The organism is Pseudomonas sp. 2FE, from assembly GCF_005503735.1.
Lineage (GTDB): Bacteria > Pseudomonadota > Gammaproteobacteria > Pseudomonadales > Pseudomonadaceae > Aquipseudomonas.
The window spans coordinates 1-25,647 of sequence record NZ_SCMO01000001.1 but is presented as its reverse complement, the minus strand read 5'-3'; the positions used below and the strand labels follow the sequence as shown (position 1 = coordinate 25,647).

At 61.5% G+C, this 25,647-nt stretch carries 25 protein-coding genes; 10 read left to right on the top strand and 15 right to left on the bottom strand.

Annotated elements, in window-relative coordinates:
- Positions 1–16: 16 nt before the first annotated feature.
- From FFS12_RS00125 to FFS12_RS00115, 3 genes are all read right to left on the bottom strand, one after another.
- Positions 17–952 (bottom strand): glutathione S-transferase family protein, encoded by a 936-nt coding sequence (locus FFS12_RS00125; RefSeq protein WP_137884991.1) that lies wholly within the window; start codon positions 950–952, stop codon positions 17–19.
- 65 nt (positions 953–1,017) lie between these two features.
- A complete protein-coding gene (locus FFS12_RS00120) occupies positions 1,018–1,317 on the bottom strand; it encodes a GIY-YIG nuclease family protein (protein ID WP_137884990.1) in 300 nt (99 codons plus the stop codon).
- Positions 1,314–2,012 (bottom strand): glutathione S-transferase family protein, encoded by a 699-nt coding sequence (locus tag FFS12_RS00115; RefSeq protein WP_137884989.1) that lies wholly within the window; start codon positions 2,010–2,012, stop codon positions 1,314–1,316. Before FFS12_RS00115 ends, FFS12_RS00120 begins: the two co-directional genes overlap by 4 nt.
- Before the next feature lie 88 nt (positions 2,013–2,100).
- Here FFS12_RS00115 and FFS12_RS00110 point away from each other — a divergent pair, with 88 nt between their 5' ends.
- Positions 2,101–2,589: an asparaginase domain-containing protein gene (locus tag FFS12_RS00110; protein ID WP_137884988.1), complete on the top strand. Its 489-nt coding sequence runs from the start codon at positions 2,101–2,103 to the stop codon at positions 2,587–2,589.
- A 227-nt stretch (positions 2,590–2,816) separates the two neighbouring features.
- On the opposite strand, the gene FFS12_RS00105 is transcribed toward FFS12_RS00110, so the two are convergent.
- Positions 2,817–3,287: a nuclear transport factor 2 family protein gene (locus tag FFS12_RS00105; RefSeq protein ID WP_137884987.1), complete on the bottom strand. Its 471-nt coding sequence runs from the start codon at positions 3,285–3,287 to the stop codon at positions 2,817–2,819.
- Between the two features lie 117 nt (positions 3,288–3,404).
- On the opposite strand from FFS12_RS00105, the gene FFS12_RS00100 reads away from it, so the two are divergent.
- Entirely contained in the window at positions 3,405–4,409 is a 1,005-nt protein-coding gene (locus FFS12_RS00100; RefSeq protein WP_137884986.1) for a GlxA family transcriptional regulator, read from the top strand.
- A gap of 262 nt (positions 4,410–4,671) precedes the next feature.
- Here the strand turns inward: FFS12_RS00100 and FFS12_RS00095 are convergent, their stop codons facing one another.
- From FFS12_RS00095 to FFS12_RS00080, 4 genes are all read right to left on the bottom strand, one after another.
- The gene (locus FFS12_RS00095; RefSeq protein ID WP_137884985.1) at positions 4,672–5,439 is read right to left on the bottom strand and encodes an amino acid ABC transporter ATP-binding protein; all 768 of its coding nucleotides are present in this window, start codon (positions 5,437–5,439) and stop codon (positions 4,672–4,674) included.
- A 25-nt stretch (positions 5,440–5,464) separates the two neighbouring features.
- Positions 5,465–6,562, bottom strand: coding sequence for an amino acid ABC transporter permease (locus tag FFS12_RS00090; protein ID WP_137884984.1), 1,098 nt, complete (start codon positions 6,560–6,562; stop codon positions 5,465–5,467).
- 10 nt (positions 6,563–6,572) lie between these two features.
- Positions 6,573–7,757, bottom strand: coding sequence for an amino acid ABC transporter permease (locus FFS12_RS00085; RefSeq protein ID WP_137884983.1), 1,185 nt, complete (start codon positions 7,755–7,757; stop codon positions 6,573–6,575).
- A 101-nt stretch (positions 7,758–7,858) separates the two neighbouring features.
- Positions 7,859–8,887 carry an amino acid ABC transporter substrate-binding protein gene (locus FFS12_RS00080; protein WP_137884982.1) on the bottom strand — a complete coding sequence of 343 codons (1,029 nt, stop codon included), beginning with the start codon at positions 8,885–8,887 and terminating at the stop codon, positions 7,859–7,861.
- Positions 8,888–9,370: 483 nt separating this feature from the next.
- Here FFS12_RS00080 and FFS12_RS00075 point away from each other — a divergent pair, with 483 nt between their 5' ends.
- From FFS12_RS00075 to FFS12_RS00040, 8 genes are all read left to right on the top strand, one after another.
- Positions 9,371–10,027 (top strand): alpha/beta hydrolase, encoded by a 657-nt coding sequence (locus FFS12_RS00075; protein WP_137884981.1) that lies wholly within the window; start codon positions 9,371–9,373, stop codon positions 10,025–10,027.
- A 174-nt stretch (positions 10,028–10,201) separates the two neighbouring features.
- Positions 10,202–12,103: an acyl-CoA synthetase gene (locus FFS12_RS00070; RefSeq protein ID WP_137884980.1), complete on the top strand. Its 1,902-nt coding sequence runs from the start codon at positions 10,202–10,204 to the stop codon at positions 12,101–12,103.
- Positions 12,104–12,389: 286 nt separating this feature from the next.
- Positions 12,390–13,328 carry a GGDEF domain-containing protein gene (locus tag FFS12_RS00065; RefSeq protein ID WP_137884979.1) on the top strand — a complete coding sequence of 313 codons (939 nt, stop codon included), beginning with the start codon at positions 12,390–12,392 and terminating at the stop codon, positions 13,326–13,328.
- A gap of 113 nt (positions 13,329–13,441) precedes the next feature.
- Positions 13,442–14,605: a dipeptidase gene (locus FFS12_RS00060; protein WP_137884978.1), complete on the top strand. Its 1,164-nt coding sequence runs from the start codon at positions 13,442–13,444 to the stop codon at positions 14,603–14,605.
- A 114-nt stretch (positions 14,606–14,719) separates the two neighbouring features.
- Entirely contained in the window at positions 14,720–16,189 is a 1,470-nt protein-coding gene (gene rhlB, locus FFS12_RS00055; RefSeq protein ID WP_137884977.1) for an ATP-dependent RNA helicase RhlB, read from the top strand.
- 284 nt (positions 16,190–16,473) lie between these two features.
- Positions 16,474–17,436: an ornithine cyclodeaminase family protein gene (locus tag FFS12_RS00050; protein WP_137884976.1), complete on the top strand. Its 963-nt coding sequence runs from the start codon at positions 16,474–16,476 to the stop codon at positions 17,434–17,436.
- Positions 17,437–17,447: 11 nt separating this feature from the next.
- Complete coding sequence (locus FFS12_RS00045) at positions 17,448–18,572, top strand: FAD-binding oxidoreductase (RefSeq protein ID WP_137884975.1); 1,125 nt, start codon at positions 17,448–17,450, stop codon at positions 18,570–18,572.
- An 83-nt stretch (positions 18,573–18,655) separates the two neighbouring features.
- Entirely contained in the window at positions 18,656–19,291 is a 636-nt protein-coding gene (locus tag FFS12_RS00040; RefSeq protein WP_137884974.1) for a transcriptional regulator, read from the top strand.
- Positions 19,292–19,463: 172 nt separating this feature from the next.
- Here FFS12_RS00040 and FFS12_RS00035 read toward each other — a convergent pair whose 3' ends face one another.
- The 7 genes from FFS12_RS00035 to FFS12_RS00005 form a co-directional block, all read right to left on the bottom strand.
- Entirely contained in the window at positions 19,464–20,825 is a 1,362-nt protein-coding gene (locus FFS12_RS00035) for an ATP-binding protein (protein ID WP_137884973.1), read from the bottom strand.
- Between the two features lie 220 nt (positions 20,826–21,045).
- Positions 21,046–21,822 carry an ABC transporter substrate-binding protein gene (locus FFS12_RS00030; RefSeq protein ID WP_137884972.1) on the bottom strand — a complete coding sequence of 259 codons (777 nt, stop codon included), beginning with the start codon at positions 21,820–21,822 and terminating at the stop codon, positions 21,046–21,048.
- A 417-nt stretch (positions 21,823–22,239) separates the two neighbouring features.
- Positions 22,240–22,695 carry a molybdopterin synthase catalytic subunit MoaE gene (gene moaE / locus FFS12_RS00025; RefSeq protein WP_137884971.1) on the bottom strand — a complete coding sequence of 152 codons (456 nt, stop codon included), beginning with the start codon at positions 22,693–22,695 and terminating at the stop codon, positions 22,240–22,242.
- A 2-nt stretch (positions 22,696–22,697) separates the two neighbouring features.
- Complete coding sequence (locus tag FFS12_RS00020; RefSeq protein ID WP_137884970.1) at positions 22,698–22,946, bottom strand: MoaD/ThiS family protein; 249 nt, start codon at positions 22,944–22,946, stop codon at positions 22,698–22,700.
- Complete coding sequence (gene moaC, locus FFS12_RS00015; protein WP_137884969.1) at positions 22,946–23,434, bottom strand: cyclic pyranopterin monophosphate synthase MoaC; 489 nt, start codon at positions 23,432–23,434, stop codon at positions 22,946–22,948. The genes FFS12_RS00020 and moaC overlap by 1 nt, the downstream gene beginning before the upstream one ends.
- Before the next feature lie 122 nt (positions 23,435–23,556).
- Positions 23,557–24,948, bottom strand: a complete 1,392-nt coding sequence (locus tag FFS12_RS00010) for a PhoH family protein (protein WP_137884968.1) — start codon at positions 24,946–24,948, stop codon at positions 23,557–23,559.
- Positions 24,949–25,221: 273 nt separating this feature from the next.
- On the bottom strand, positions 25,222–25,647 hold a 426-nt coding region (locus FFS12_RS00005; RefSeq protein ID WP_137884967.1), incomplete at its 5' end, for a cation transporter.

Genomic DNA, 25,647 nt, shown 5'->3' with positions numbered 1-25,647 from the left:
GTGGCGCGCCCCTTGCTCATAGGGCCTGGATGTGGAAGCCCAGGCGCGGGAAATGCACGTGCAGAGTGCCGGCGCGCTCGTCTTCCCGGCGCAGGATCAGCTCTTCGCTGCCGGCAAAGACCAACTCCCCGGCCACCGGATCGATGCCATAGTCGGTCGCGGCCACAGCCACCTGCTGACCGACCTGGAAACCGTTGGGCTCATGGAATACCTCAACCGGCAGCGCCGTCGGAGTCGCCGCACGGGCGATTTCGATGGCCTCATCGGCCACCAGCTCACTGGCCGAACCGTGACCGAAACCCAGTACGCGACCGAGCCAGACAGCCACCGCCGGATAATCGTCCACCAACGGCGCGGTGACCGGCGTGGCCTTGAGGAACCACAACGGGTGCGCCAGGGCGAAGTCGGCCAGCGACGGTGCGCCGAACAGGAAGTCACCGTCTTCGCGGGCCAACTGCTGCTGCAGACGAGCCATCAAGGTCGGCCATTGGTGCTTGGCTTGCTCCAGCGGTAGGCGGGTTGCCGTGCCGCCACTGAATAGCCCGGCGCGGTCGGCCATGAAGCCTTTGACCACCTCGGCCGGCAGTTTGCCGAAGCGCGCGGCGATGGATTCCGGCTGGAACGCCAGGCTCACCGCATGCTGGAACACCAGCGAGTCGGCCCAACTGGCAAAACTGGCGACGTTGAACTCCTGGCCCTCTGGAAACAGCGCTGGAGTGGCTTTTTCGGCCTCCAGGCGGCGGGCGATCAGCGCGCTGTCACAGTAAATGTCAGCGCCGACTTGCAGCACCGGGGTCTTGCGGTAGCCGCCCGTCAAAGCCGTCAGGTCGGGCTTGGGCATCACCGGCGGAATCATTACCGAGCGCCAGGACAGTTGCTTGAAGCCCAGCATCAGCCGGACTTTCTCGGCGAACGGCGAGGTAGGGTAATGGTGCAGGATCAACTCGTGCATGCTGGGCTCCGCGACGGTGAGGGAAGCACCCAGCTTACTCGCCAGCGCCGCGGCGGCCTACCCGATCAGTCTGATAGGGCGCTATCAACAGCCCCGATAACGCCCACCTCGTTAACGAGGATTTCCTTGGCGCTTTTCTTCAGCTGTTTGATCGCCCGTTCGCGCCGTAGCGCCTCGCCCTTGTCCGCGCAGGCCTCCACATAGACCAAGGCCTGGGCCGGGCTGGAATGGAAGAAACGCGCGCCGCGGCCGCTCTGGTGCGCGGCGAAACGCCGCTGCGGATCATCGCTGATACCGCAATACAGCGCGCCGTTGGCGGCCCGCACCAGGTAGACAAACCAGGGCTTGGGCTCTACTGCACTCATGCCCAAAACTTGTCCCGCAGCCGTTCGCAATAGGCCACCAACGCGGGAAACTCGCGCGCCAGCCGGTTCAGCGGAGTGTCCAGGCTGCACAGGATCAAGTTGGCCAGCAAACCATAGGCCGCGGCGTCCGCACTGCACGGCTGCACGCCACCGAAGAACGGCGCAGCGCCGAGCAGGTCGCTGAGCGCCTGCAGGTCCTCGCGAGCGAAGGTCAGCGCCTCCTCCCGGTTATGCCGGCCGAGGCCTTGGCCGTGCAGGGCCTTGCGTATATTGCTGCGCGCCAGCCCCGGCACCAACCATTTGAGCGGGGCCGGCAGCCCACCGAAGAAGACCGGTTTGATCTGGTGCCAGCCCTCATCCTCGAGCCAGCGGAAATACACCAGCAGGAAGTACAGGTGCTCGTCGCACAGACGGGTAATCGCCAACGCCCGGCCACGGCCCGCGGCGTCCAGATGCCGATCCAGCGGCAGTTCCAGGCGTTCGCTCAAGGTCCGCAGGATCACCGCCGAATCGGCGATCAGCTCACCGTCCAGCTGAATAAACGGCAGCTTGCCTTTCGGCCCCTTACGCGGATCGAATAGGGTTTTCACCCGATAGTCCAAGCCGCACAGACGCAGAAAGGTTTCCACCTTGAGGCAGTACGGGCTGGGGTTGGGTACATTGAAAGCCGCGGGGAATTGGCACAGCGTGATCATCGGCAGCATCCTGCATGGAGTTCGTCGCCGAGCTTAGGCAATATTCACCCCCTCGGCCACAAGCCACCTTCGCAAATAGGAGCCTTGCATGAATATTCAGATCTTCACCACCGGCGGTACCTTCGACAAGGTCTATTACGACGCGCTCTCCGACTTCCAGATCGGCGAACCTATGGCCCCGGAGATTCTTCGCGAGGCCGCGGTGACCTTCGACTTCCAGGTCGAGAGCCTGGTGAAAAAGGACAGCCTGGAGCTGACCGCTGAAGACCGCGCGCTGATCCGCGCCAAGGTCGCCGCCTGCCCGGCCAAGCACATCCTGATCACCCACGGCACCGACACCATGACCTTGACCGCCGACGTGCTGAAGGACATCCCCGGCAAGGTGATCCTCTTCACCGGCGCCATGCAGCCCGCCCGCATGCGCAGCACCGATGCGCCGTTCAACCTCGGCGTGGCCATCGGCGCGCTGCAGTGCCTGGCCGAGGGCATCTATGTGGCCATGAGTGGGCGCATCTTCGAGGCCGGCAAGGTCAAGAAGAACCGCGCCGCCGGCCGTTTCGAGGACAGCGCCGACTGATCCCGCATCCTCCAGGCGCAAGGGTTTTGCCTGTACCCGCAGGGGCAACGCACCCTAGGGTTTTGTTGACGCTCTAGTGTGCTGTCTCAGAAATAACGGCCAGCACACAGGGCCTTTGCTCGCTCCTACATTTCCGGGCGCGGCAAGCGGCCTGCTACAAGACCAAATAAGGTGTGGCTTGAGCGCATACGGAAAAGAGAGCGTTATTCAGAGACTGCACTCTAGGCTCAACGTCCGGCCCGATAGACCTCCAAGCCCTTCATCGCCTGCTTACGGATCGCCGCCTGCACCGGCGGCAACCAACCCAGCAGCACGCCCTTCATGCCCAATGCCTGACGCGCCCAGCGCCACAGGTCGAAGTGGTCGTGATGCTCGATAATCTTGCCGTCACGAAAGACGAAGCGCGCCTGGATCTGATTGACCACGATGCGTCCGGTCTGGCTGAACAGGTAAGTCGCGACCCAGCGCGCACTGCCCTGCTGGTCGTCGGCCTGCACGTCGGAGTAAGTCAGGGAAAAGTTCTGCGCTCGGCTAGCCAGCATGCGCCACATGTCACCGGCCTCACGCCCCTGCAGATCGCTGAACACCGGGTCGCTGAAGCGCACATCTTCGGCATAACAGGCCGCCATGGCCTCGCCATCCAAACGCTGGAAGGCCTGGTAGAAACGACTGATCAACTCGGCGTTGGGGTGGCTCATGGAAGACTCCGACTCATGGGATGTTGGCCATTGTGGCTAGATAAGCTGTAGCCGACGATTGGCTATATCGACAGCTTTGTGTCAGAAATAGCCAAATCTCTTGATTGGCTGCCGAGCATGCTGAACGTCGCTATTTACGTGTGTCCGCAAACGGTTTGCTCCAGCCTGAGCATGGCCAACGATGCGTTTGTGCTGGCCAATCAACTGGCCGGACAAGCGTTGTTTAAGCTGCAGCGCTTCAGCCTGGACGCGCAGCCGGTAGAACTGGGCTTTGCCAGCATCCGGGTGGACGGTGGCTTGAGCCTGGCCGAGCACGCCGACCTGATCCTGCTGCCCGCGACCGGCAGCGCTATCGGGCAAACCCTGGCCGCCAACGCTGGCCTGCTGCCCTGGCTTGCCGCTCGTGGGCCAAACCAACAGCTGGCCAGTCTGTGCAGCAGTGCCTTTCTGCTGGCCGCCGCCGGCGTGCTCGATGGCCGCCGCGCCACCACCCACTGGGCCTTGGCTAAGCCATTCCGCCAGCGCTTCCCGCAGGTGCAGTTGGCGATAGACGAGCTGCTGACCCATGACGGCAACCTGCTCTGCTCGGGCGGCGCGCAGGCCGGCCTGGATCTGTGCCTGTATCTGATCGGCTGGCACGCTGGCGACTGGCTGGCTCAGCGAGTCGCCGCGGCGCTGGTGTTCGAAACCCAGCGCGGTCGCCAGTCACGCTTCGCCCCGCTGCTGCCGGAGCCGAACAGCAGTGACAGCCAACTTAATCCGCTGCTGCAGTGGTTACAGCGGCACTACGCCGAACCCATGGATTTACAGCGCCTGGCCGAGCGTGCGAACTGCTCGTCGCGTACCCTGCTGCGGCGTTTTCGCGCCAGCACCGGGCTGACGCCCAACGACTATCTGCAACGGCTGCGCATCAGCGCCGCGCAAACGGCCCTGCGTCATCCTTCCCGCTCCCTGGAACAGATCGCCGCCCAGGTCGGTTATGCCGACCGCGCGGCCTTCGCCAAGCTGTTCAAACAACTCTGTGGGGAAACACCAGGGGCGTTTCGCCGGCGCTTGCGCGATAGACCTGTAGGGGCGAATTCATTCGCTGCCCCGAACAACTCGGCCACGCCAGGTGAATAAATTGGCTCTGTCGGAGTTGGCTGTTACGCAATTGCCTGATAACAAGGCCGAACCCAGCTCCGGACAATGCTGGGTTTCGCCAAAAAACAGCTCTACCCAGCCTACCTTCTACCTGATAACAACGCCGAACCTGTAGGAGCTAGCTCTGCTAGCGAACACAGGCTTACGAGCTTCGCTAGCAGAGCTAGCTCCTACAAAGAGCTGCAGTTACGCCGGACAAAAAAAGGGAGCCGTTCGGCTCCCTTTTTCGACTCAGCGTTACTCAGTGCAGGATCTGACTGAGGAACAGCTTGGTCCTCTCGTTCTTCGGGTTGTTGAAGAACTCGTTCGGCGGCGCCTCCTCGATGATCTCGCCCTTGTCCATGAAGATCACCCGGTTCGCCACGGTGCGGGCGAAGCCCATCTCGTGGGTCACGCAGAGCATGGTCATACCGTCCTCAGCCAGGCTGACCATGGTATCCAGCACCTCCTTGACCATCTCCGGGTCGAGCGCCGAGGTCGGCTCGTCGAACAGCATGATCTTCGGCTTCATGCACAGTGCGCGGGCGATGGCCACCCGCTGCTGCTGGCCGCCGGAGAGCTGTCCCGGGTACTTGAGGGCCTGCTCGGGGATACGCACGCGCTCGAGGAAGTGCATGGCGGCTTCCTCGGCCTGGCGCTTGGGCATCTTGCGCACCCAGATCGGCGCCAGGGTGCAGTTCTGCAGCACGGTGAGGTGCGGGAACAGGTTGAAGTGCTGGAACACCATGCCCACCTCGCGACGGACCGACTCGATGTGCTTGAGGTCGCGGGTCAGCTCCACCCCGTTCACCACGATGCGCCCCTGCTGGTGTTCCTCCAGGCGGTTGAGACAGCGGATCGCCGTGGACTTGCCCGACCCCGAAGGTCCGCAAATGACGATGCGCTCGCCCGGCTTCACATCCAGGTTGATGTCCTTGAGCACATTGAACTGGCCGTACCACTTATGCACGCCCTGCATCAGGATCATGCTCTGATCGGCGCTGGCCGACTGCTTGATTGCTTCACTCATAACAAACTCCTAATTAAGCGTTTGGCTAACGCTTGTGGCCGGTGTCCAGCTTGCGTTCCAGGTGCATGGAGTAGCGGGACATGCCGAAACAGAAGATCCAGAAAATCAGGGCGGCGAACACATAGCCCTCGGTGGCCATACCCAGCCAGACGGGGTCGGTGGTAGCTTGCTTGATGCTGTTCAGCAGGTCGAACAGACCGATGATGATCACCAGACTGGTGTCCTTGAACAGGGCGATGAAGGTGTTGACTATGCCGGGGATCACCAGCTTGAGCGCCTGCGGCAGAATCACCAGGCCCATCATCCGCCAGTAGCCGAGGCCGAGCGCGCCGGCCGCTTCGTACTGGCCCTTGGGGATGGCCTGCAGGCCACCGCGCACTACCTCGGCGATATAGGCCGACTGGAACAGGGTCACGCCGATCAGTGCGCGCATCAGCTTGTCAAAGCTCAGCCCTTCCGGGAGGAACAGCGGCAGCATCACCGAGGACATAAACAGCACGGTGATCAAGGGTACACCACGCCAGAACTCGATAAAGGTGACGCTGATCACCCGGATCGCCGGCATGTCCGAACGCCGTCCCAGGGCCAGCAAGATGCCCAGCGGCAAGGCCCCGGTGATACCGACCGCGGCGATCACCAGGGTAAGCATCAAGCCGCCCCATAGGCTGGTGGACACAGTGCTCAGACCGAAGAAGCCACCGTGCAGCAGCCAGTAGGCCAGCAGCGGATAGACCACCAGGAAGCCCAGCCCATAGACAGCTTTGCGCGGCATCGCCGGAATGAACAGCGGCGCGGCGCCGATGACCGCCAGCCAAGCTGTCAGATCCACCCGCCAACGCAGCTCGGACGGGTAGAAGCCATACATGAACTGGCTGAAGCGCTCCTTGATGAACACCCAGCAGGCGCCCTCGCTGGTGCAGTCGGCACGGCTGGTGCCAGTCCAGTCGGCCTGAATAAACGCCCATTGCAACAGCGGCGGGATGATCAGCCAGACCAGGTAGATGGCGAACAGGGTCAGCAGGGTATTGAACCAACTGGAGAACAGATTGGCACGCAGCCAGCCGAGCACGCCGACACTCAGGAGCGGTGGCGGTAGATCCGGTTTGAAGGTATGAATCGTCATGCGCTTTTCCTCACCGCTCGATCAGCGCAATGCGCTTGTTGTACCAGTTCATCAACATTGAAATGCTGAGGCTGATGGCCAGGTACACGCTCATGGTAATGGCGATCGCCTCGATCGCCTGGCCGGTCTGGTTGAGCACCGTGCCGGCGAACAGCGAGACCATATCCGGATAACCGATACCGGCGGCCAGCGAGGAGTTCTTCGCCAGGTTGAGGTATTGGCTGGTCAGTGGTGGGATGATCACGCGCAGGGCCTGCGGGATGATCACCAGACGCAGCGTGGTCCTCGGCCTTAGGCCGAGGGAGCGGGCGGCCTCGGTTTGCCCGTGGCTGACCGCCTGAATCCCGGAACGCACGTTCTCGGCGATAAAGGCCGCGGTGTAGACCGTCAGCGCCAGGACCAGCGCCATCAACTCGGGAATCATCACCCAGCCGCCGCGGAAGTTGAAGCCTTGCAACTCGGGCACGCTCCAGGTGAAGGGGTTGCCAAACAGCAGCCCGCATAGCCCCGGCACCACCACTAGCATCGCCAGAGCAACCCAGGGCGTGGGGAAAATCGCCCCGCTCGCCTCGCGCCGCGCCTTGGCCCAACGCACCAGCACGACGATGCCGACCAGGGTCAGCAGCAGGGCGATCAGGAACGGCCAAAAGCCCTCGGCCGCCCCCGGCGAGGGCATATTGAGCCCGCGGTTGCTGAGGAAGAAGGTCTCACCGATGCTGATGCTCTGCCGCGGCCCCGGCAGCGGCAGCATCACCGCGAAGTACCAGAAGAAGATCTGCAGCAAGGGCGGAATATTGCGGAAGGTTTCGATATAGACGGTGGCCAGTCTGCTGATCAGCCAGTTCGGCGACAACCGGGCGACCCCCAGGATGAAACCGATAATGGTCGCAAAGACGATGCCGATGACCGACACCAGCAAGGTGTTGAGCAGACCGATGACGAACACACGGCCGTAGGTATCGCTTTCCGTGTAGTCGATCAGGTGTTGGGCGATGCCAAAACCGGCACTGTTCTGCAGGAAACCGAAGCCGGAAATAATCCCCCGTTGGTCCAGGTTGTGTTGCGTGTTGTCGAACAGGTACCAGCCGAACGCCACGACGGCGATAACGGCAATAATCTGGAATAGCCACGCGCGCACCTGTGGATCGGTCCAGACCGAACCTCTAGGACGCGAGGCATTAGTAGTAGTTTGCATAGCAGCCCTCTTGGAAGCCCCACGCCCGCAGGAGCGGGCGCAGAGTTCACGGAATCAAGAACAACAGCAGCGCTCCAGAACCGGAGTGCTGCTGCAGAAGGTCAACGCACCGGCGGTGCGTATTGCAGACCACCCTTGTTCCACTGGGCATTAAGGCCACGTTCGATCTTCAGGTCGCTGCCGGCACCGACGTTGCGATCGAAGATCTCACCGTAGTTACCGACTTGCTTGACGATCTGTACCGCCCAATCTTTCGGCAGTTTCAGATCCTTGCCGAACTCACCTTCGGTACCGAGCAAGCGGGCGATGTCCGGGTTCTTGGTGGATTTGGCCATTTCCTCGACATTCTTCGAGGTGATGCCCAGCTCTTCGGCGTTCAACTGTGCGAACAGCGACCAACGCACAATTTTGAACCACTCATCATCACCCTGACGCACTGCCGGGCCGAGCGGCTCCTTGGAGATCACTTCCGGCAACACCACGTAGTCGTTCGGGGACGCCAGCTTGATACGCTGCGCATAGAGTTGCGACTGGTCCGAGGTCAGCACGTCGCAACGACCGGCTTCCACAGACTTGGCGCTCTCATCGGAGGTGTCATAGGTGATCGGGGTGTACTTCAGGCCATTGGCGCGGAAGTAGTCGGAGAGGTTCAGCTCGGTGGTGGTGCCGGCCTGAATGCAGACGGTGGCGCCATCGAGTTCCTTGGCACTGGAGACGCCCAGTTTCTTGTTCACCAGGAAGCCCTGGCCGTCGTAATAGGTCACACCGGTAAAGCTCAGGCCCATGGCCGCATCACGCGAGCTGGTCCAGGTGCTGTTACGCGAGAGGATGTCGACTTCACCAGACTGCAACGCCGTGAAGCGTTCCTTGGCGGTCAGTGGGCTGAACTTGACCTTGCTGGCATCGCCGAACACCGCGGCGGCCACCGCACGGCAGACATCCACGTCGATCCCCAGGTAGTTGCCCTTGGCGTCGGCGTAGGAGAAGCCCGGCAAGCCATCGCTAATACCGCACTGCACGAAGCCTTTCTTCTTCACTGCATCCAGGGTTGCGCCCGCCTGAGCGAAGCTGCTGACGCCGAGCACCGCTGCAGCGGTCAGCACAGCCAGGGTGGATTTCACCATCTTCATTAAAACCTCCAGTTGCTGTTGTTGTGTTTGGAGTCTCGGCCCCACCGCCGTACCCTTATGAGGCACGCTCAACCCTCTCGATAGCAGCAGGGTCAACCGGGGTGCAGACCTAAGGAGTGAGTCTAGCTGGCGATAGTCCTCTCGGCCAAAAACTCACCCCCGCCCATTGTTCGAATGGACTGGAGAGGGATCATCTCGTTCGCTTGTGCGCCAAACTGCAGCGCTTGACGAATCTGTTGGGAATCTCCCATCGCTTGTTTTGTCTGTGGCAGCGCCCAGAAATCCGCAGTGTTACCGCCGCTGGGCCTTGCGATCAGTCAGCGCAAGACTTAGCAAAGCCCGTACCAACGCCTCTTGAAAAGCACTATTCGGGCAGGTCAAGGGCAAAACTTGTAACCTTGCGACAACTTCTTCACTGATTCGCCAAGCCCTCGGCGAATCCACGCCCTGTCTGAGGGCGCTCGCACCGTACCGGAGTCGCTCATGCACGAAACCCTGATACTTCAGCCCACACACGCCGCCGATGCGTGCGTCATCTGGTTGCACGGCCTGGGCGCCGACCGCTATGACTTTCTGCCGGTGGCCGAGGCGTTGCAGGAACGCCTGCTCAGCACCCGCTTCGTGCTGCCGCAAGCACCGACCCAAGCGGTGACGATCAACGGTGGCTATGCCATGCCCAGCTGGTACGACATCCTCGCCATGAGCCCGGCTCGGGCGATCAACCGCGAGCAGTTGGAAGCCTCGGCACAGAAAGTCATCGACCTGATCGAAGCGCAACGCGACAGCGGTATCGATCCGGCACGGATTTTCCTCGCCGGTTTCTCCCAGGGCGGCGCAGTCGTGCTGCATACCGCCTTTTTGCGCTGGCAGGGGCCGCTGGGCGGGGTGCTGGCACTGTCCAGCTACGCACCGACCTTCAGCGCCGAACTGCAGCTGCCGGATACAAAAAAACAACTGCCGGTTTATTGTTTGCATGGCACTTTCGATGAGGTGGTGCTACCTGCGATGGGCCGCGCCGCCCATGATTGCCTGGTCACCCAGGGGGTGCCAGTGACCTGGCAGGAATACCCGATGAGCCACGAGGTGTTGCCGGAAGAGGTGCGCGATATTGGCACTTGGCTGGCGGCGCGCTTGGGCTGAAACCTTTAGAGTCTGTTCACGATCTCGCGAGCTAAGGTCAGGCAAGGCGAAGTCGGGCGAAAAAGCGCAGTTTACGAGTTGTAAATGAGCATTTTGAGCCCGATTTCAACGCCGCATGGCCGACGCGCAGCAGATCAGGAATAGGCTCTTACAAACAGGCCAGCAAAAACCACCATGAGCCAAACCGCCGTTGCCGCTATCGGTTCGCTGCGCGATACCGAGTCGATCGAACAGGTCTCCCTCCAAGATCGCGCCATGCCGCCCAGCACTTACGAGCTGCTGCGCCGCAGTGCGGCACGCAGCCCAGATGCCACGGCGTTGACCTTCCTGTTACAGGGTAATAATGAAGAGACGCCCTGCCGGCTGAGCTACGCCGAGTTGTTCGGCAAAATCACCCAGACCGCCAACGCCTTCCATCGCCTCGGCGTACGCCCAGGCAAGGCGGTGTCGTTCCTGTTGCCGAACCTGCCCCACACGCACTTCACCCTCTGGGGTGGCGAGGCCGCGGGGATAGTCAATGCGATCAACCCGCTGCTGGATGCCGAGCACATCGCCGAACTGATCCGCGCAGCCGATTCCGAGGTGCTGGTGACCCTGGCGCCCTTCCCCGGCACCGATCTGTGGGACAAGGTCGCCGGCCTGCGCGAGCAACTGCCGGAGCTGCAAGCGATTGTCACCGTCGACCTGGCCAACTACCTGCCGGAGCCGCAGCGCAGTGGCTTGCAAGCCCAGCGCGGCGGGTTACCGACGGGCGTGCTGGACTTCGACGACTTGATCGCCGCCTGCCCGGACGATCACCTGGAAAGCGGCCGGGTGATTCAGCCCGACGACATCGCCTCCTACTTCCACACCGGCGGCACCACCGGCACCCCCAAGCTGGCGCCGCACAGCCATCGCAACGAGGTGGCGATGGCGATGATCCTCGCCATGGCGATCGACCTGAACGAGCAGGACATTACCCTCTGTGGGCTGCCGTTGTTCCACGTCAACGGCGTGATGGTCACCGGCCTCGCACCTTTCTATGTCGGCGCCGAAGTACTGCTGGCGACCCCGCAGGGCTATCGCAACAGCAGCCTGATCGAGAACTTCTGGAAGATCATCGAACGCTACCGCGTGAGCTTCTTCAGTGGCGTACCGACCATCTATGCCGGCCTCTTGCAAGTGCCGAGCGCCGGCCACGATCTGTCCAGCCTGCGCTATGCCCTGTGTGGCGCGGCGCCGATGCCGGTGGAGCTGATTCGGCAGTTCGAAGGTAAAACCGGGCTCAAACTCATCGAAGGTTACGGCCTCACCGAAGGCACCTGCGGCAGTTGCGGCAACCCCCCGGCGGGCGAGCGACGGCCCGGCTCGATTGGCCTGCGCATGCCCTATTGCGAAGTGAAGATCGCCGTACTCGACGAGCAGGGCCAGTACCTGCGCGATGCCGCAGAGAACGAGATCGGCAACCTCTGCCTGCGCGGCATCACGGTGTTCGGCGGCTACCTGCAAGCCGACAAGAACCAAGGTATCTGGGTCGACGGCGACTGGTTCAATACCGGCGACCTCGGCCGTATCGACGCCGATGGTTACATCTGGCTGACCGGCCGCAGCAAGGATCTGATCATCCGCGGCGGACACAACATCGACCCGCAGATGATCGAAGAGGCCCTGCACAAACACCCGGCCGTGGCCATGGCCGCCGCCGTGGGTAAACCCGACGTGAAGGCCGGCGAGTTGCCGGTGGTCTACGTCCAGCTCAAACCTGGGGTGACGGCAAGCGAAGCCGAACTGCGCAAGCATGCCGCCGCGCATATCCCAGAACGCGCGGCGATCCCGAAAGAGGTGTGGATCATCGACGCGATCCCGGTCACCGCGGTGGGCAAGACCTTCAAACCGGCCCTGCGTTTCGATGCCATTCGTCGCGTCTTCGAGGAGTCTCTGCGCCACCTTGATCCGACTATCCGGGTCGAAGTCATCGCCGATGATCGGCATGGGCAACTGGCCCGGATCCATGTCACACAGCTGGATACGGCGCGGCGGGCGGCTATAGAAAGCTGCTTGTCCGGCTTTGCGGTGAGGTGCGAGCTAGTGGACTGAGCGGTTGATTCGTTTCCCTATCGCGGTATCCGTAGGCTGGGTAGAGCCGCCCTCTCCCCCGGGCCTAGCTCCGCCCCATAAATGGGAGCGGGGAGACAAGTAGGCTCCGCGCTCGTCAGAAATCCGCTAAGCGCCTGAGCGACCACTGGTCGGCCCGACTTTGCGCGAGGATTGTCAGCCTGACACGGCTCGAATACTGTCGGGCCAGGTGTTCGCCCAAACGAAAGGAAGCGTACGCGATGCCCCCCACCTCTCGCAGCCAGCCCGGCCAACCACCCTCCTTGCGATGAAAACCGCGCATTGGCAGGCAGACCTGCAGCAAATACGGCAACTGCGACTGTTTCACAACGTCGCTGCCAGTAACCTCGCACTGCTCCTCAAGGAATTTCGCGCCTGCAAATTAGAGGCCGATGAAGTCCTGCTTTCGCCGTTCAAGCGCAATCAGCACCTCTATCTTCTGCTCGCAGGCCAGCTCCAGGTCTACCTCGGCTCGCTGGATAACCAGGCGGTCAGCACCCTAGAAGCGGGGGAGTGCGTCGGCGAAATCAGCTTTATCGACAACGACCGCCCCTGCGCCTATGTGGTCGCCGCGGTGCCGAGCCTCGTGCTGCGCCTGCACCGGGAATCCTTGCTCAAGCTGCTCACGCAATCGCCGCAACTGCTGCAGAACCTGCTGGAGCTGCTCTGCGAGCGCGTGCGCCAGGGCAACCAAATCATCCTCGACCGTGAGCAAAACGCCAATATCGACACCCTCACCGGCTCCTTCAACCGCCGCTGGTTGGAGCCTGTGTTTGCGCGCGAGAACACTCGCTGCGCCTTCAACGGCCAACCGATGTGCCTGTTGATGCTGGATGTCGACCACTTCAAAGCCTACAACGACCAGCATGGCCATCTGGCCGGTGACTATGCCTTGTGCCTGGTCGCGCATACCCTGCGTAACCAGTTACGGCCGAAGGACAGCCTGACCCGCTATGGCGGTGAGGAGTTCGTCATCCTGCTGCCGGAAATTGCCGCAGAGGAAGGCCGCAGCATCGGTGAACGGCTGCGCCGGAGCCTGGAACAAGTCAGCGCCTTCTACTCCCCAGTCGGCGTATTGCCCGGTGTCACCATGTCCATCGGGCTGGCGCAAGTGCGCGCCAAAGATAGCCTGCAAAGCCTGATCGCCCGCGCCGACAGCGCGCTTTACCAAGCCAAGCAACAAGGTCGCAACTGCCTCTGCGGCTAAAAACGTGCCTATAGTGGCTGCGCCGAATCGATGCTGCGTCGCGTTTTTAACTCATTCCTATGCCCGTAGCTTTGCTAGAGTGCCCGGCATAACAACAAGCTCGGATGCTACCCATGCGCAAACTCTCGATGGCCCTGATCACCCTGCCAGTCATCGGCCTCGCGATCTTCTTCAGCCTGCCTAACCTGCTCGACCGCAAGCTCAATAGCGTTGCTACGCCTGCGCCCTACCCGGCCAGCGCCGATGCAAAGCAGTTGCACAACAGCTTGTTTATCGCCGACCTACACGACGATGCGCTGCTCTGGGAACGCGACCTGCTCAAGCGTGTGGATTACGGCCACTCGGACCTGCCGCGGATGCTCGAAGGCCGGGTGGGCCTGCAGGTGTTTTCCACCGTGACCAAGACCCCGCGCGGCCTGAATTACGAGAAAAATGCCAGCGACAGCGACAACATCACCCTGCTGGTCATGGCCCAGCGCTGGCCGCGCGCGACCTGGACCAGCCTACTCGAGCGCGCCCTCTACCAAAGTCAGAAACTGCATCAGGCCGCTGCCGATAGCGCTGGGCGCCTGGTGCTGGTGAGAAATCGCGCTGAACTGGCCGCCTTTATCCAAGCCTGGAAACAGGACCCACAGCGCCTCGCCGCCATTCTCGCCACCGAAGGCCTGCACCCGCTGGAGGGCCAGCTGGCGAACGTCGACCGCCTGTATGACGCGGACTTTCGCATCGCCGGGCTCACCCACTTCTTCGACAACGAAGTCGGTGGCTCCGCCCACGGCCTGGAAAAGGCTGGGCTGACGCCCTTTGGTCGCCGCGTGATTGCCCGCCTGGAAGAGAAAGGCATGCTAGTCGACCTGGCCCACGCCTCGCGACCACTGATCGACGACGTGCTGGCCATCGCCACACGCCCAGTACTGGTCTCCCACACCGGCGTCGAAGGCACCTGCCCAGGCACACGCAACCTCAGCGACGAACACCTCCAGCGCATTGCGGCCACCGGTGGGGTGATCGGCATCGGCTACTGGGACACCGCGGTGTGCGCCACCTCAGTCGCCGCTATCGTCAAAGCGATTCGTTACACGGTCGATAAAGTCGGCATCGAGCATGTGGCCCTGGGCTCTGACTTCAATGGCACCATCCACGCGCCCTTCGATGCCACGGGCCTGGCCCAACTGACCGAAGCTCTGCTGCAGGCGGGCTTCAGCCGCACGGATATCGCCGCGATCATGGGCGGCAACGTGCAACGCTTGCTCCTGCAAAGCCTGCCGCAAGGCTGAGCAGCGCCGGAGCTTAAGGGCTTCTGGCACGCAAGCAGCCGCAACATTTCGCCACACCGGTTTCTTGCTTTACACTGGCGAGCGTTCATTCCTTAATCAATTGAAGAGATTCCCGTGCTCAAAGCACTCAAGAAAATGTTTGGCAAAGGCGAGGGCGAACTGCCCGCGTCTGGCCCCGTTGCAACCTCTTCCGCCGCCACTACCGCCGCCGAGGGTGCCGCCCACCAGCGTCAACCTAAGCCTGCGCAAACCGCCCGCGAGCCGCAAGCCGCCCAAACCGACCGCCAGCCACGCAGCACCACGGCCAAGAGCGACAGTCCGAAAACCGAGAAGCCGCGCCGCGCACGCCCCGCGAAAGCACCGGTCAGCACCTGGAAGCTGGAGGACTTCGTCGTCGAGCCGCAAGCCGGCAAGACCCGCTTCCATGACTTCCAGCTCGCGCCAGAGCTGATGCACGCCATCCACGACCTCGGTTTCCCTTATTGCACGCCGATCCAGGCGGGCGTTCTGGGCTTCACCCTGCAAGGCCTGGACGCCATCGGCCGGGCGCAGACCGGCACCGGAAAAACCGCGGCCTTCCTGATCTCGATCATCACCCAACTGCTGCAAACCCCACCGCCAAAAGAGCGCTACATGGGCGAACCGCGCGCGCTGATCATCGCGCCAACCCGCGAGCTGGTGGTGCAGATCGCCAAGGACGCGGCCTTGCTGACCAAGTACACCGGTCTCAACGTGATGACCTTCGTCGGCGGCATGGACTTCGACAAGCAGCTCAAACAGCTGGAGGCCAAGCACTGCGACATCCTGGTCGCCACTCCCGGCCGCCTGCTGGACTTCAACCAGCGCGGCGAAGTGCATCTGGACATGGTCGAAGTAATGGTGCTGGACGAAGCCGACCGCATGCTCGACATGGGCTTTATCCCGCAGGTACGGCAGATCATCCGCCAGACCCCGCACAAGGGTGAGCGCCAGACCCTGCTGTTCTCCGCGACCTTCACCGAGGACGTGATGCACCTGGCGAAGCAGTGGACCACTAACCCGGCCATAGTCGAGATCGAACCGGAAAACGTCGCCAGCGATACCGTTGAGCAGCATGTCTACGCGGTGGCGGGCAGCGACAAGTACAAGCTGCTGTATAACCTGATCGCCCAGAACGACTGGGAGCGGGTGATGGTCTTCGCCAACCGCAAGGACGAGGTACGGCGCATCGAAGAACGCCTGGTCAAAGACGGCGTCAGCGCCGCGCAGATGTCCGGCGATGTGCCGCAGCACAAGCGGATCAAGACCCTGGAAGACTTCCGCGAAGGCAAGATCCGCGTGATGGTCGCCACCGATGTCGCCGGCCGCGGTATCCACGTCGACGGCATCAGCCACGTGATCAACTTCACCCTGCCGGAAACCCCGGACGACTACGTGCACCGCATCGGTCGGACGGGTCGCGCCGGCGCCAGCGGCACCTCGATCAGCTTTGCCGGTGAGGACGACGCCTACGCCCTGCCGCCGATCGAAGCGCTGCTGGGGCGCAAGATCAATTGCGAAACCCCGCCGACCGAGCTGCTCAAGCCGGTGCCGCGCAAGCACTAAGCGTGGCGCTAAGGAGAAAGCGGCGCAGGGCAACCTGCTCCGCTTTTTTTATGGCCGTGGTTCGGGCCACGAAGCCTAGGCTGGGTAGAGCCGTTTTTTAGCGAAACCCAGCGAGGCCTGGCTGGGCTTCGCTCTACTCCAGCCTACAGATACCGCGACAGCTATCCCCTAACCTTGCAGGGACGCGTCATTCCCTTACAAGCGTCCACCTGTCCGCTTGCCGAAAAATACTTAAAAGTCCAATATGGACAAATAAGTTTGTTTTTCAGCCCCGGAGCGGAACTATGTCCAGCGCCACACCCTATGTGATCCAGCACGCCGAGGCCGAGCAATTGCTCGCCAGAGTCGACGTGCGCCAGGCCATGAGCAAGATGTTCCGCGACCTGGCCGCCGCTACTGCCGTGCAACCGGCACAGCAGTTGGTGGAGTTCCCCAACGCCGCCGGCGACTTTATCAATTACCTGGGAGTCCTGGCGGCAGAGCGGGTCTACGGGGTCAAGACCTCGCCCTATATCAAGGGCGAACAGGGTGCACTGGTCACCGCCTGGACCCTGCTGATGTCCATGGACAGCGGTCAGCCCTTACTGCTCTGCGATGCCGGCGCACTGACCACCGCGCGGACGGCCGCCACCACCGCCGTGGCGATCGACGCCTTGGCTGCACCGCAGGCCAAACGTCTCGCGGTGATCGGCAGCGGTCCCGTGGCGCGCGCCCATGTGCGCTATGTGCAGGGCCTGCGTGACTGGCAGAGCATTCACCTCTACGCCCCCGGCCTCGCCCTGCAAAGCGCCGCGGCGCACACAGAACTGAGCCGCCTCGACCCACGCCTGCACCTGAGCGCCAGCCTGGCAGAGGCGGTCACAGACGCCGATGTGATCATGCTCTGCACCTCGTCGGCCAGCCCGGTACTGGACCCGAGCACGCTGAGCAAACCGGCGCTGATCACCTCGATCAGCACTAATGCCGTGCGCGCTCACGAGGTGCCGCCGCAGGCGCTGGCGCAGATGGATGTGTACTGCGACTACCGCGCCACCACCCCAGACTCTGCCGGTGAAATGCTCCTGGCCAGCAGCCAGCATGGCTGGAGCAACAGCGCCATTCTCGGCGACTTGCCGGAACTGCTGAGCGGCACGGCGCGGCTGCCCGACTACCAGCGCTCGGTATTCTTCCGCTCCATCGGCCTGGGCCTGGAAGACATCGCGCTGGCCAATGCGCTCTACCATCTCAAGCACACCCACAACCTATAGGGAGCCCTGCGATGCAACAGGTTGATTTCCTCATCATTGGCGCCGGTATTGCCGGGGCCTCCACCGGGTTCTGGCTGTCCCCGCATGGCCGGGTACTGGTCCTCGAACGGGAGTCGCTGCCCGGTTATCACGCCACCGGCCGCTCCGCCGCACTCTATACCGTGGCTTATGGCAGCCCGCAGGTACGCGCCCTGACCGCCGCCAGCCGCGCCTTCTTCGATATGCCGCCGGCAGGCTTCAGCGAACACCCGCTCCTCAGCCCCCGCGGCGAGATGGTGGTGGATTTCAACGGTGATCCAGAGGAGCTGGAGCGCCAATACCTGAGCGGCAAGACCAGCGTCCCCGAGATGCAATTGCTCAGTGCCGACCAGGCCTGCGCCATCGTGCCAGTACTGCGCCGGGAAAAGGTGCACGGCGCCATGCTCGACCCGAGCGCCGCCGATATCGATACCGATGCCTTGCATCAGGGCTACCTGCGCGGAATCCGCCGCAATAACGGGCAGATCCACTGCGACAGTGAAGTCACGAGCATCGAGCGCCTAGACGAGGTCTGGGAAGTACGCACGGGCAAGGAGACCTACCGAGCGCCGGTGCTGATCAACGCCGCTGGTGGCTGGGCCGACAAACTGGCCGAACTGGCCGGCGTGCTGCCCCTGGGACTGCAACCCAAACGCCGCGCGGCGTTCATCTTTGCGCCGCCGGAAGGTCTGGATACCCATACCTGGCCGTGCCTGGTGAGCCTCGACGAATCCTTCTATTTCAAACCGGACGCCGGCATGCTGCTCGGCTCGCCCGCCAACGCCGACCCGGTCGAACCCCATGATGTACAGCCGGAAGAGCTGGATATCGCCATGGGCATCTACCAGATCGAAGAAGCCACCACGCTGAGCATCCGCCGGCCGACGCGCACCTGGGCCGGCTTGCGCTCCTTCGTCGCCGATGGCGATCTGGTCGGCGGCTACGATCTGCAAGCACCGGGTTTCTTCTGGGTGGCGGGTCAAGGCGGCTATGGCATCCAAACCTCCGCGGCGATGGGCGAAGCCTGCGCCGCGCTGATCCGCCAACAACCGCTGCCCGAGCACCTGAGCCGCTTCGGGTTGAGCGCGGCCATACTCTCCCCGGCGCGCTTGCAATGACGCTCACAACGCTTTGCGGCACACTAACAACATCCACCGCGCTTGATGCGCGGCTGCCGCAATCACCTGGAGCCCCGCCCCGCATGAAGCCAGCGCACCACCAAGACCCCGCCCTGGATAACTTCAGGGCGATTGCCGACGCCATTGCCACCTTGTTCTACCCCCATGCCGAGGTGGTGCTGCACGACTTGCGCAGCCAACGGGTGGACTACATCGCCAACAATATCTCCAAGCGCGAAATCGGCGACGACGCAGCGCTGGAGGATTTGCTCAGCGAAGAGCGCGGCGAGCGCAATATCGGCCCCTACGAGAAGCTCAACTGGGACGGTCAGAAGATTCGCTCGGTCAGCAGCGTGCTGCGCGATGCCCAGGGCGCTCCGCTGGCCGTGCTCTGCATCAACCTGAACATCTCCCTGTTCGAGAGCGCCAAGGCCGCGCTGGACCTGTTCCTCTCCTCCAGCAAGCTGATCCCGCAGCCGGACGCACTGTTTCGCGACGACTGGCAGGAGCGGATCAACACCTTCCTGCACAACTGGCTACGCCAGCGTCAACTCGGCCTCAACCTGCTCACCCGCGAGCACAAGCGCGAACTGGTCGAAGCCCTGTACGGCGAAGGTGCGTTCCGTGGCAAGAGTGCCGCCAACTACGTGGCGAATGTCCTGAATATGGGCCGTGCCACGGTCTACAAGCATTTGAAAGAGATCAAGGGCGAAGGCTGACGAGGTGTTTGCCTGGCGGGCTGGGCTATGGATTGGATGGCAGATTTCGGCCAGAAGCGGCCGCTCAGCAGCGCGAATAGCACCAGATCGACTTCACATACACCGGCGAGTTTAGTATCAGGCACCATGTGGCTCTAAAAATCACTTCAATGAACCGGCGGATAGCATCTTCCTATTTTTTCCGGTACTTGGTGCCGCCGCGCTGAGTGCCTTCCACGGGTTCAAGTAGCTGCTGTTGCACCATCCTCTGAATGATTGCCCTCATCCGGTGCTGTGTTTCAACGGGGTAGAGCTTCCTCGCTTGTTTGTTAGTAATCGTGTCGTTTTCACCCAGGTATTCGAGGATCATTTCCTCAGCCGTAGCGAGCGACTCATGAGGAATGGTCACAAGAAAAGCCGTCTCTAGCTCTCGGAACATTGGATCCTTCAGTCTTACGCTTCGCATTGCTTCAACAGCGGTGTTCAATCCTTCTCCCATGTCCTTATTAGGTGGGTCAGGGAATTTATTAATCAGACGATTGATCTGGCCATTACGAATGGCCCGAGCATCCAGAATGTTATCGATAGTGACCTGACCTGCTAGGCGCCCAGGGCTCTCTACTTCAATTCGATTGTCGAAGACTCTGATATGCACATGATCCGGACGGCTGTAGTCGCGGTGAATAATTGCGTTCGTGATGATTTCGTGGAGGGTTTCATGGGGGTATTTAGCAAGCTCAAGGCCATCTCGCCCCTGAACTTGGTGCGCTTCCACCATTCTCTTGGTTTTCTCAACCGCTCGGTGGATCAAGTCGTAAAGTGGCCCCTCAATCGTCTCGGCAGCGTCAATCAGTGCCTCGCGCTGGGCAGCTCCAGAGGTTCGGTATCTAGCCAGCTTTACGCTGCTTCTATCTGGTAGGGCCGCTTGCGGTAAATCGGAGAAAAGGAGGACGCCTGCAACCTTCGGTAATCCACGACGGATTAATAGCTCCATGCGCAGAAAGTCCAAGGACTTTCGCTTAGGAATATTGGCTGTGAGAAAACGCCCAATGATTTCTGAGTCGGAAATTAGCTCGACATCTACGTCGACTGTTTCACCTTCGAAAGAGTAAATCCCTTTGTCGAGTTCAAGTCTGCGCCGTAGCTCTTCCGTATCGATCTTAATCTTTTGAGCATTTCTTCTGAGATAAGGAAAACCATCGCTCGCGATCACAATTCGCGAAGTCTTTCTTGCGGCTACGTGCAGTACAAGCCCATCGCGTCCAGCACAAGAAAGGAATTCATAGGTGAAGTCATCGCCTATGGGGAACAGTTGCTCGAAAACGTGAATGAACGGATTGGCGTCTTCAGCGTCATTGAAGCCCCGCCACGAGAAACCAGCTTGACTCTCAGCAATGCCGATGTAGATGTCACCGCCTTCTGCGTTAGCAAATGCAGAGATCGATCGTGTCAGTTTGGCGGGCGCAATTTCTTTGGCCTTGAAGTCGAGGAAGTGGCCCTCACTTTGCGCGAGAAGGCGTTGCGCTTCCTCCTCGCTGATCTCCATGGTCTGCATTGACTGAATTCCCTTATCCCGGCTGTCAAATGAGCCCAAGGGTACCTGAATCGCTAAGTTAGAAGAAACTCTAGTAAGTGCGGTCCCTTTAATAACGAGCAGAGCCCTTGAGCACGGCTGCTGAAGGGGGCTGCAACTGACCGCTTAGGGTCGAAAGCAGCCACTCACCTTCCCCCAACAAATAGCCCCGCAGATGCGGGGCTATTTTCTTCCTGCAGGCTTACTTGCCGTAGATATCGAAGTCGAAGTACTTACTCTGAATCGTCTGATATTTACCGTTGGCGCGGATCGCCTTGATTGCATCGTTCAGCTTATTCAGCAGCGTGGTATCGCCTTTACGCACGGCGATACCGGCGCCTTCACCGAAGTAATGCGGATCGGTGAAATCCGGGCCGACGAAGGCGAAGCCCTTACCACTGTCGGTCTTCAGAAATCCCTCATTCAGCGGGATGGCATCCGCCAACACGCCGTCCAGTCGCCCGGACAGCAAGTCCAGATAGATCTCGTTCTGCGTGCTGTAGCGCACCACCACCACGCCCTTGGGCTGCAGCACCTCGGTGGCGAAGCGATCGGTGGTGGTCGAGCGTTGCACCGCGATGCGCTTGCCCTTGAGGCTCTGGAAGTCGGCATCGACCTCAGTGCCGGCCTTCATCGCCAGGCGCGCCGGGCTGTAGTAGTACTTGCCGGTGAAATCCACCGACTTGCGGCGCTCATCGGTGATGCTCATCGACGACAGAATCGCATCGACCTTGCGCACCTTGAGGGACGGAATCAAGCCATCGAACTCCTGCTCGACCCACTGGCATTTGACCTGCATCTGCTCGCACAGCGCATTACCAATATCATGGTCAAAGCCCTCGATCTCCCCCGCCGGCGTTTTATAGGCGAAGGGTGGATAGGCCGCCTCGATGCCCAGCCGCAAGGGCTTATCGGCGGCGAACAGGCTGGAGGCCATCAGGCCGAGGGCGATGCTGCCCAGTAGTGCGATTTTTCTCATGGTTGCGACTCCCGCTGTACGTAGACGTATAGGACTACTCGCTGCCGGCACGGGCCTAGCAGTTAAGTTCGGTTTGGGTATTACGTTGCAAGGCAGAAGAAAGGGCACCAGCGGTGGGCAGGTGCTCAAACAGATTGGCTGATGACTGACGGTGAGGGTTCATGGCTCGCCACTGTATTGTACTTGTGAGTCCATACTGGACTTAAAAGTACATATCGTCAACAGTCCAAAACCTTCCCGCATTCCGCTGCGGGATCCTGGGCAATAGCGCTAAACAGTGAGGTGGGGTCAGGCGCCAGAGTGCCAAGACTGGCGCCGCTCGCCGCCACGCTGGAGCGGCGCTGCGAGGCGGTGAGTCAAACGGCAGCGAAGCCAATGGACAGCAGTTCTAGGAGGCCTAGAAATAAGACTGTTTCCCTAGTTTTTCTGCCAACGCTCAGCTGCTTGCTGATCGCTGCACCGTCCCTCGACCCAGCGCGGGCCGTCGGCGGTGTCTTCCTTCTTCCAGAACGGAGCGCGGGTTTTCAGGTAGTCCATGATAAAGGCGCAGGCATCGAATGCCGCCTGGCGATGGGCGCTGGCGGTGCCGACAAAGACGATCGGCTCGCCGGGCTCCAGCCGGCCGATGCGGTGCAGCACTTCAATCTTCAGCAGCGGCCAACGCTGTTCGGCTTCGCTGGCGATCTTGGCCAAGGCTTTTTCGGTCATACCGGGGAAGTGTTCGAGGAACATCCCGGCCACCTCGCGGCCCTCGTTAAAGTCGCGCACATAACCGACGAAGCTGACCACCGCACCGACGCCGACGTTAGCTGCGTGCAAAGCGTTGACTTCAACACCCGGATCGAACGCTTCGAGCTGCACCCGAATGGCCATGCTCAGCCTCCAGTCACGGTGGGGAAAAACGCCACCTCGTCGCCATCCGCCAGTGGCTCATCGAGACTGCACAGCTCCTGATTGCGCGCGCACATCAGGTTCTGCTCGGCCAACACCGCCCAGACGCCGCCGCGGGCCAGCAGGTGCTGACGCAACGCGTCGAGGCTGGCGAACGTCTTGTCGCCGCCCAGTTGCTCGGCGTCTATACCCAGCGCCTCACGATAGCGGGCGAAATACTGCACGCGAATCATCATTGCTCCTCGGCCTTGGGCTCGTCCACCTTGAAGGCGCCACTCTTACCACCGAGCTTTTCCAGCAGGCGCACGCTTTCGATGACCATGCCGCGATCCACCGCTTTGCACATGTCGTAAATGGTCAGTGCCGCAACGCTGGCCGCAGTCAGCGCCTCCATCTCGACCCCGGTCTGTCCGGCCAGCTTGCAACGGGCGAGGATACGCACCGCATCCGTGCCTTCTGCCGTCAGTTCGACTTTGACGCTGGTCAGCATCAACGGGTGGCAGAGCGGAATCAGATCCGCGGTTTTCTTCGCCGCCTGAATGCCGGCGATGCGCGCCACGGCAAACACATCGCCCTTGGGGTGGCCGCCGTCCTGGATCAGCTGCAGGGTTTCCGGGCGCATGCGCACCCAGGCTTCGGCGACGGCTTCACGGGAAGTCACCGCTTTTTCGGTGACGTCGACCATATTGGCGCGGCCTTGGGAGTCGAGATGAGTTAACACTGCCTTACTCCTGATGAGGAGTGGCGATTGTAAACCCGCGGGTCAGATTCCGGCACGCCTGAATAACGGCCAATTGACGAGAAGGGGGCGGGCGGCGCCTAACCGCCCGGCAATCGACAGATTTACATATTGGCTTCGGCGTACTCCGCCAGCACCGAGCGCGGCACCCCTTGCAGGGTGATGTGCACGCCGTGGGGGAAGTCCTTGAAGCGTTCGGTGAGGTAGGTCAGGCCTGAACTGGGCGCCGACAGATAAGGCGTATCGATCTGCGCCAGGTTGCCCAGACAAACCACCTTAGAGCCGGTCCCGGCGCGGGTGATGATGGTTTTCATCTGGTGTGGAGTGAGGTTCTGGCACTCGTCGATCAGGATCAGGCTCTGTTGGAAACTGCGACCCCGGATGTAGTTCAGCGATTTGAACTGCAACGGCACCTTGCTGAGGATGTAATCGACGCTGCCATGGGTGCTTTCATCATCCATGTGCAGGGCTTCCAGGTTATCGGTGATGGCGCCGAGCCAGGGTTCCATCTTCTCCGCCTCGGTGCCCGGCAGAAAGCCGATCTCCTGATCCAGCCCCTGCACGCTGCGGGTGGCGATGATGCGCCGGTAGCGCTTGCTGACCATGGTCTGCTCGATCGCCGCGGCCAGCGCCAGAATGGTTTTACCCGAACCGGCAGCGCCGGACAGGTTGACCAGGTGGATGTCCGGATCGAGCAAAGCGAACAGCGCCAGGCTCTGGTATACATCCCGCGGACGCAGCCCCCACGCCTCTTGGTGCAGCAGCGGCTCCTGATGCAGATCGAGGATCAGCAGTTCGTCGGCCTTGATACCCTTGATCCAGCCGACAAAGCCCTGCTCATCGACGATGAACTCGTTGATATGCACCGCCGGCAGGTTGTCGGTGAGCTGCACACGGTGCCAGGTGCGACCATGATCCTGACGGGTTTCCACCTTGCTCACGCGGTCCCAGAACGAGCCGTTAAGCGTGTGATAGCCACGCGGCAACAGCGAGATATCGTCGACCAGCTGGTCGGTGTGATAGTCCTCGGACTCGATACCGCACGCGCGCGCCTTCAGGCGCATGTTGATGTCCTTGGTCACCAGCACCACGGACAAACCGGGCTTACGCGATTTCAGCTCCACCAGCTGATTGATGATTTTGTTGTCGTTGAGGTCTTCCGGGAGCCAGGTGATGGGCTCGGCACGCCGGCTCATGAGGATCGACAAAAAGCCACAAGGCCCACTCTTGTCGCGCTGAATGGGTACCCCATGCTCCACTTGTTCCGGTGAGGCTTCACCGAGAATGTTATCGATCAGGCGAATGGCCTGACGGCACTCGGCGGCGACTCCCAGCTTGCCGGTTTTCAGCTTATCCAGTTCCTCCAATACGGTCATCGGGATGGCAACGTGGTGTTCCTGAAAGTTGAGCAACGCGTTGGGATCGTGGATCAGGACGTTCGTATCGAGGGCGTAGAGGGTTGGAGCGGTAGGGCTGGAGCGTCCGTGGTCATCCATACTCGGTCACCTTCTTATAGGAGCCAAGCGACGGAATGCCAGAACGGCGCTCCGCCGCGGAGAGGCCGCCGGCTTCTCGGGCCGCGGCGCGAGAAGCTGCAAACGAGGTATGGGCCAATGGCCGCCACCTGTGTTGCAGGGTTCGACGGTCTGTCTTTTAGATACTCCAAAAAACGTGACAGGAAAAAGTAATTTTTGCGTTTTCAGGGTTTATTTGTCGGCACGACGAAAAGCGCTTGGCGCCACCCGGGTAGCTGGTTAAAGTCAGAAGTCCTACCGCCTCGCAGCAGGCTCCTCCGCGCGGCAACGATTCACCTCCACGGTCACATGCACCAGCTCGGTAAAGCCCGCCAGGCGCGCCTTATAGCGATCTGCCGAGGTGTCGCCATGGGTCACCAGACTCAAGATACAGGCGTATTGCCCCTGACCGACTCGCCACAGGTGCAGATCGGCCACTTCGGTGTCCGCTTCCCGCGCCAAGGCGCTGCGCACACGCTCGACTAGGGGGCTGTCCATTTCCCGGTCGAGCAGCACCTTGCCGGTTTCGAGCAGCAGGCCTTTGGCCCAGACCCCGATGATCAGCGCCCCGACCAGGCCCATCATCGGATCCAGCCAGCTCCAACCCAACAGCTTGCCGCCGAGCAGTGCGACAATCGCCGCGACGGAAGTCAGGGCATCGGCCAGCACATGCATAAACGC

What these genes read in the sequence shown, in the direction of transcription:
- FFS12_RS00075 (WP_137884981.1), top strand. Translation starts at nt 9,371, where the DNA reads ATGCACGAAACCCTGATACTTCAGCCCACACACGCCGCCGATGCGTGC.
- FFS12_RS00080 (WP_137884982.1), bottom strand. Translation starts at nt 8,887, where the DNA reads ATGAAGATGGTGAAATCCACCCTGGCTGTGCTGACCGCTGCAGCGGTG.
- FFS12_RS00095 (WP_137884985.1), bottom strand. Translation starts at nt 5,439, where the DNA reads ATGAGTGAAGCAATCAAGCAGTCGGCCAGCGCCGATCAGAGCATGATC.
- FFS12_RS00070 (WP_137884980.1), top strand. Translation starts at nt 10,202, where the DNA reads ATGAGCCAAACCGCCGTTGCCGCTATCGGTTCGCTGCGCGATACCGAG.
- FFS12_RS00120 (WP_137884990.1), bottom strand. Translation starts at nt 1,317, where the DNA reads ATGAGTGCAGTAGAGCCCAAGCCCTGGTTTGTCTACCTGGTGCGGGCC.
- FFS12_RS00040 (WP_137884974.1), top strand. Translation starts at nt 18,656, where the DNA reads ATGAAGCCAGCGCACCACCAAGACCCCGCCCTGGATAACTTCAGGGCG.
- moaE (WP_137884971.1), bottom strand. Translation starts at nt 22,695, where the DNA reads ATGGCCATTCGGGTGCAGCTCGAAGCGTTCGATCCGGGTGTTGAAGTC.
- FFS12_RS00125 (WP_137884991.1), bottom strand. Translation starts at nt 952, where the DNA reads ATGCACGAGTTGATCCTGCACCATTACCCTACCTCGCCGTTCGCCGAG.
- FFS12_RS00010 (WP_137884968.1), bottom strand. Translation starts at nt 24,948, where the DNA reads ATGGATGACCACGGACGCTCCAGCCCTACCGCTCCAACCCTCTACGCC.
- FFS12_RS00050 (WP_137884976.1), top strand. Translation starts at nt 16,474, where the DNA reads ATGTCCAGCGCCACACCCTATGTGATCCAGCACGCCGAGGCCGAGCAA.
- FFS12_RS00100 (WP_137884986.1), top strand. Translation starts at nt 3,405, where the DNA reads ATGCTGAACGTCGCTATTTACGTGTGTCCGCAAACGGTTTGCTCCAGC.
- FFS12_RS00090 (WP_137884984.1), bottom strand. Translation starts at nt 6,562, where the DNA reads ATGACGATTCATACCTTCAAACCGGATCTACCGCCACCGCTCCTGAGT.
- FFS12_RS00060 (WP_137884978.1), top strand. Translation starts at nt 13,442, where the DNA reads ATGCGCAAACTCTCGATGGCCCTGATCACCCTGCCAGTCATCGGCCTC.
- FFS12_RS00115 (WP_137884989.1), bottom strand. Translation starts at nt 2,012, where the DNA reads ATGATCACGCTGTGCCAATTCCCCGCGGCTTTCAATGTACCCAACCCC.
- FFS12_RS00020 (WP_137884970.1), bottom strand. Translation starts at nt 22,946, where the DNA reads ATGATTCGCGTGCAGTATTTCGCCCGCTATCGTGAGGCGCTGGGTATA.
- FFS12_RS00030 (WP_137884972.1), bottom strand. Translation starts at nt 21,822, where the DNA reads ATGAGAAAAATCGCACTACTGGGCAGCATCGCCCTCGGCCTGATGGCC.
- FFS12_RS00110 (WP_137884988.1), top strand. Translation starts at nt 2,101, where the DNA reads ATGAATATTCAGATCTTCACCACCGGCGGTACCTTCGACAAGGTCTAT.
- FFS12_RS00065 (WP_137884979.1), top strand. Translation starts at nt 12,390, where the DNA reads ATGAAAACCGCGCATTGGCAGGCAGACCTGCAGCAAATACGGCAACTG.
- FFS12_RS00105 (WP_137884987.1), bottom strand. Translation starts at nt 3,287, where the DNA reads ATGAGCCACCCCAACGCCGAGTTGATCAGTCGTTTCTACCAGGCCTTC.
- FFS12_RS00045 (WP_137884975.1), top strand. Translation starts at nt 17,448, where the DNA reads ATGCAACAGGTTGATTTCCTCATCATTGGCGCCGGTATTGCCGGGGCC.
- FFS12_RS00085 (WP_137884983.1), bottom strand. Translation starts at nt 7,757, where the DNA reads ATGCAAACTACTACTAATGCCTCGCGTCCTAGAGGTTCGGTCTGGACC.
- FFS12_RS00035 (WP_137884973.1), bottom strand. Translation starts at nt 20,825, where the DNA reads ATGCAGACCATGGAGATCAGCGAGGAGGAAGCGCAACGCCTTCTCGCG.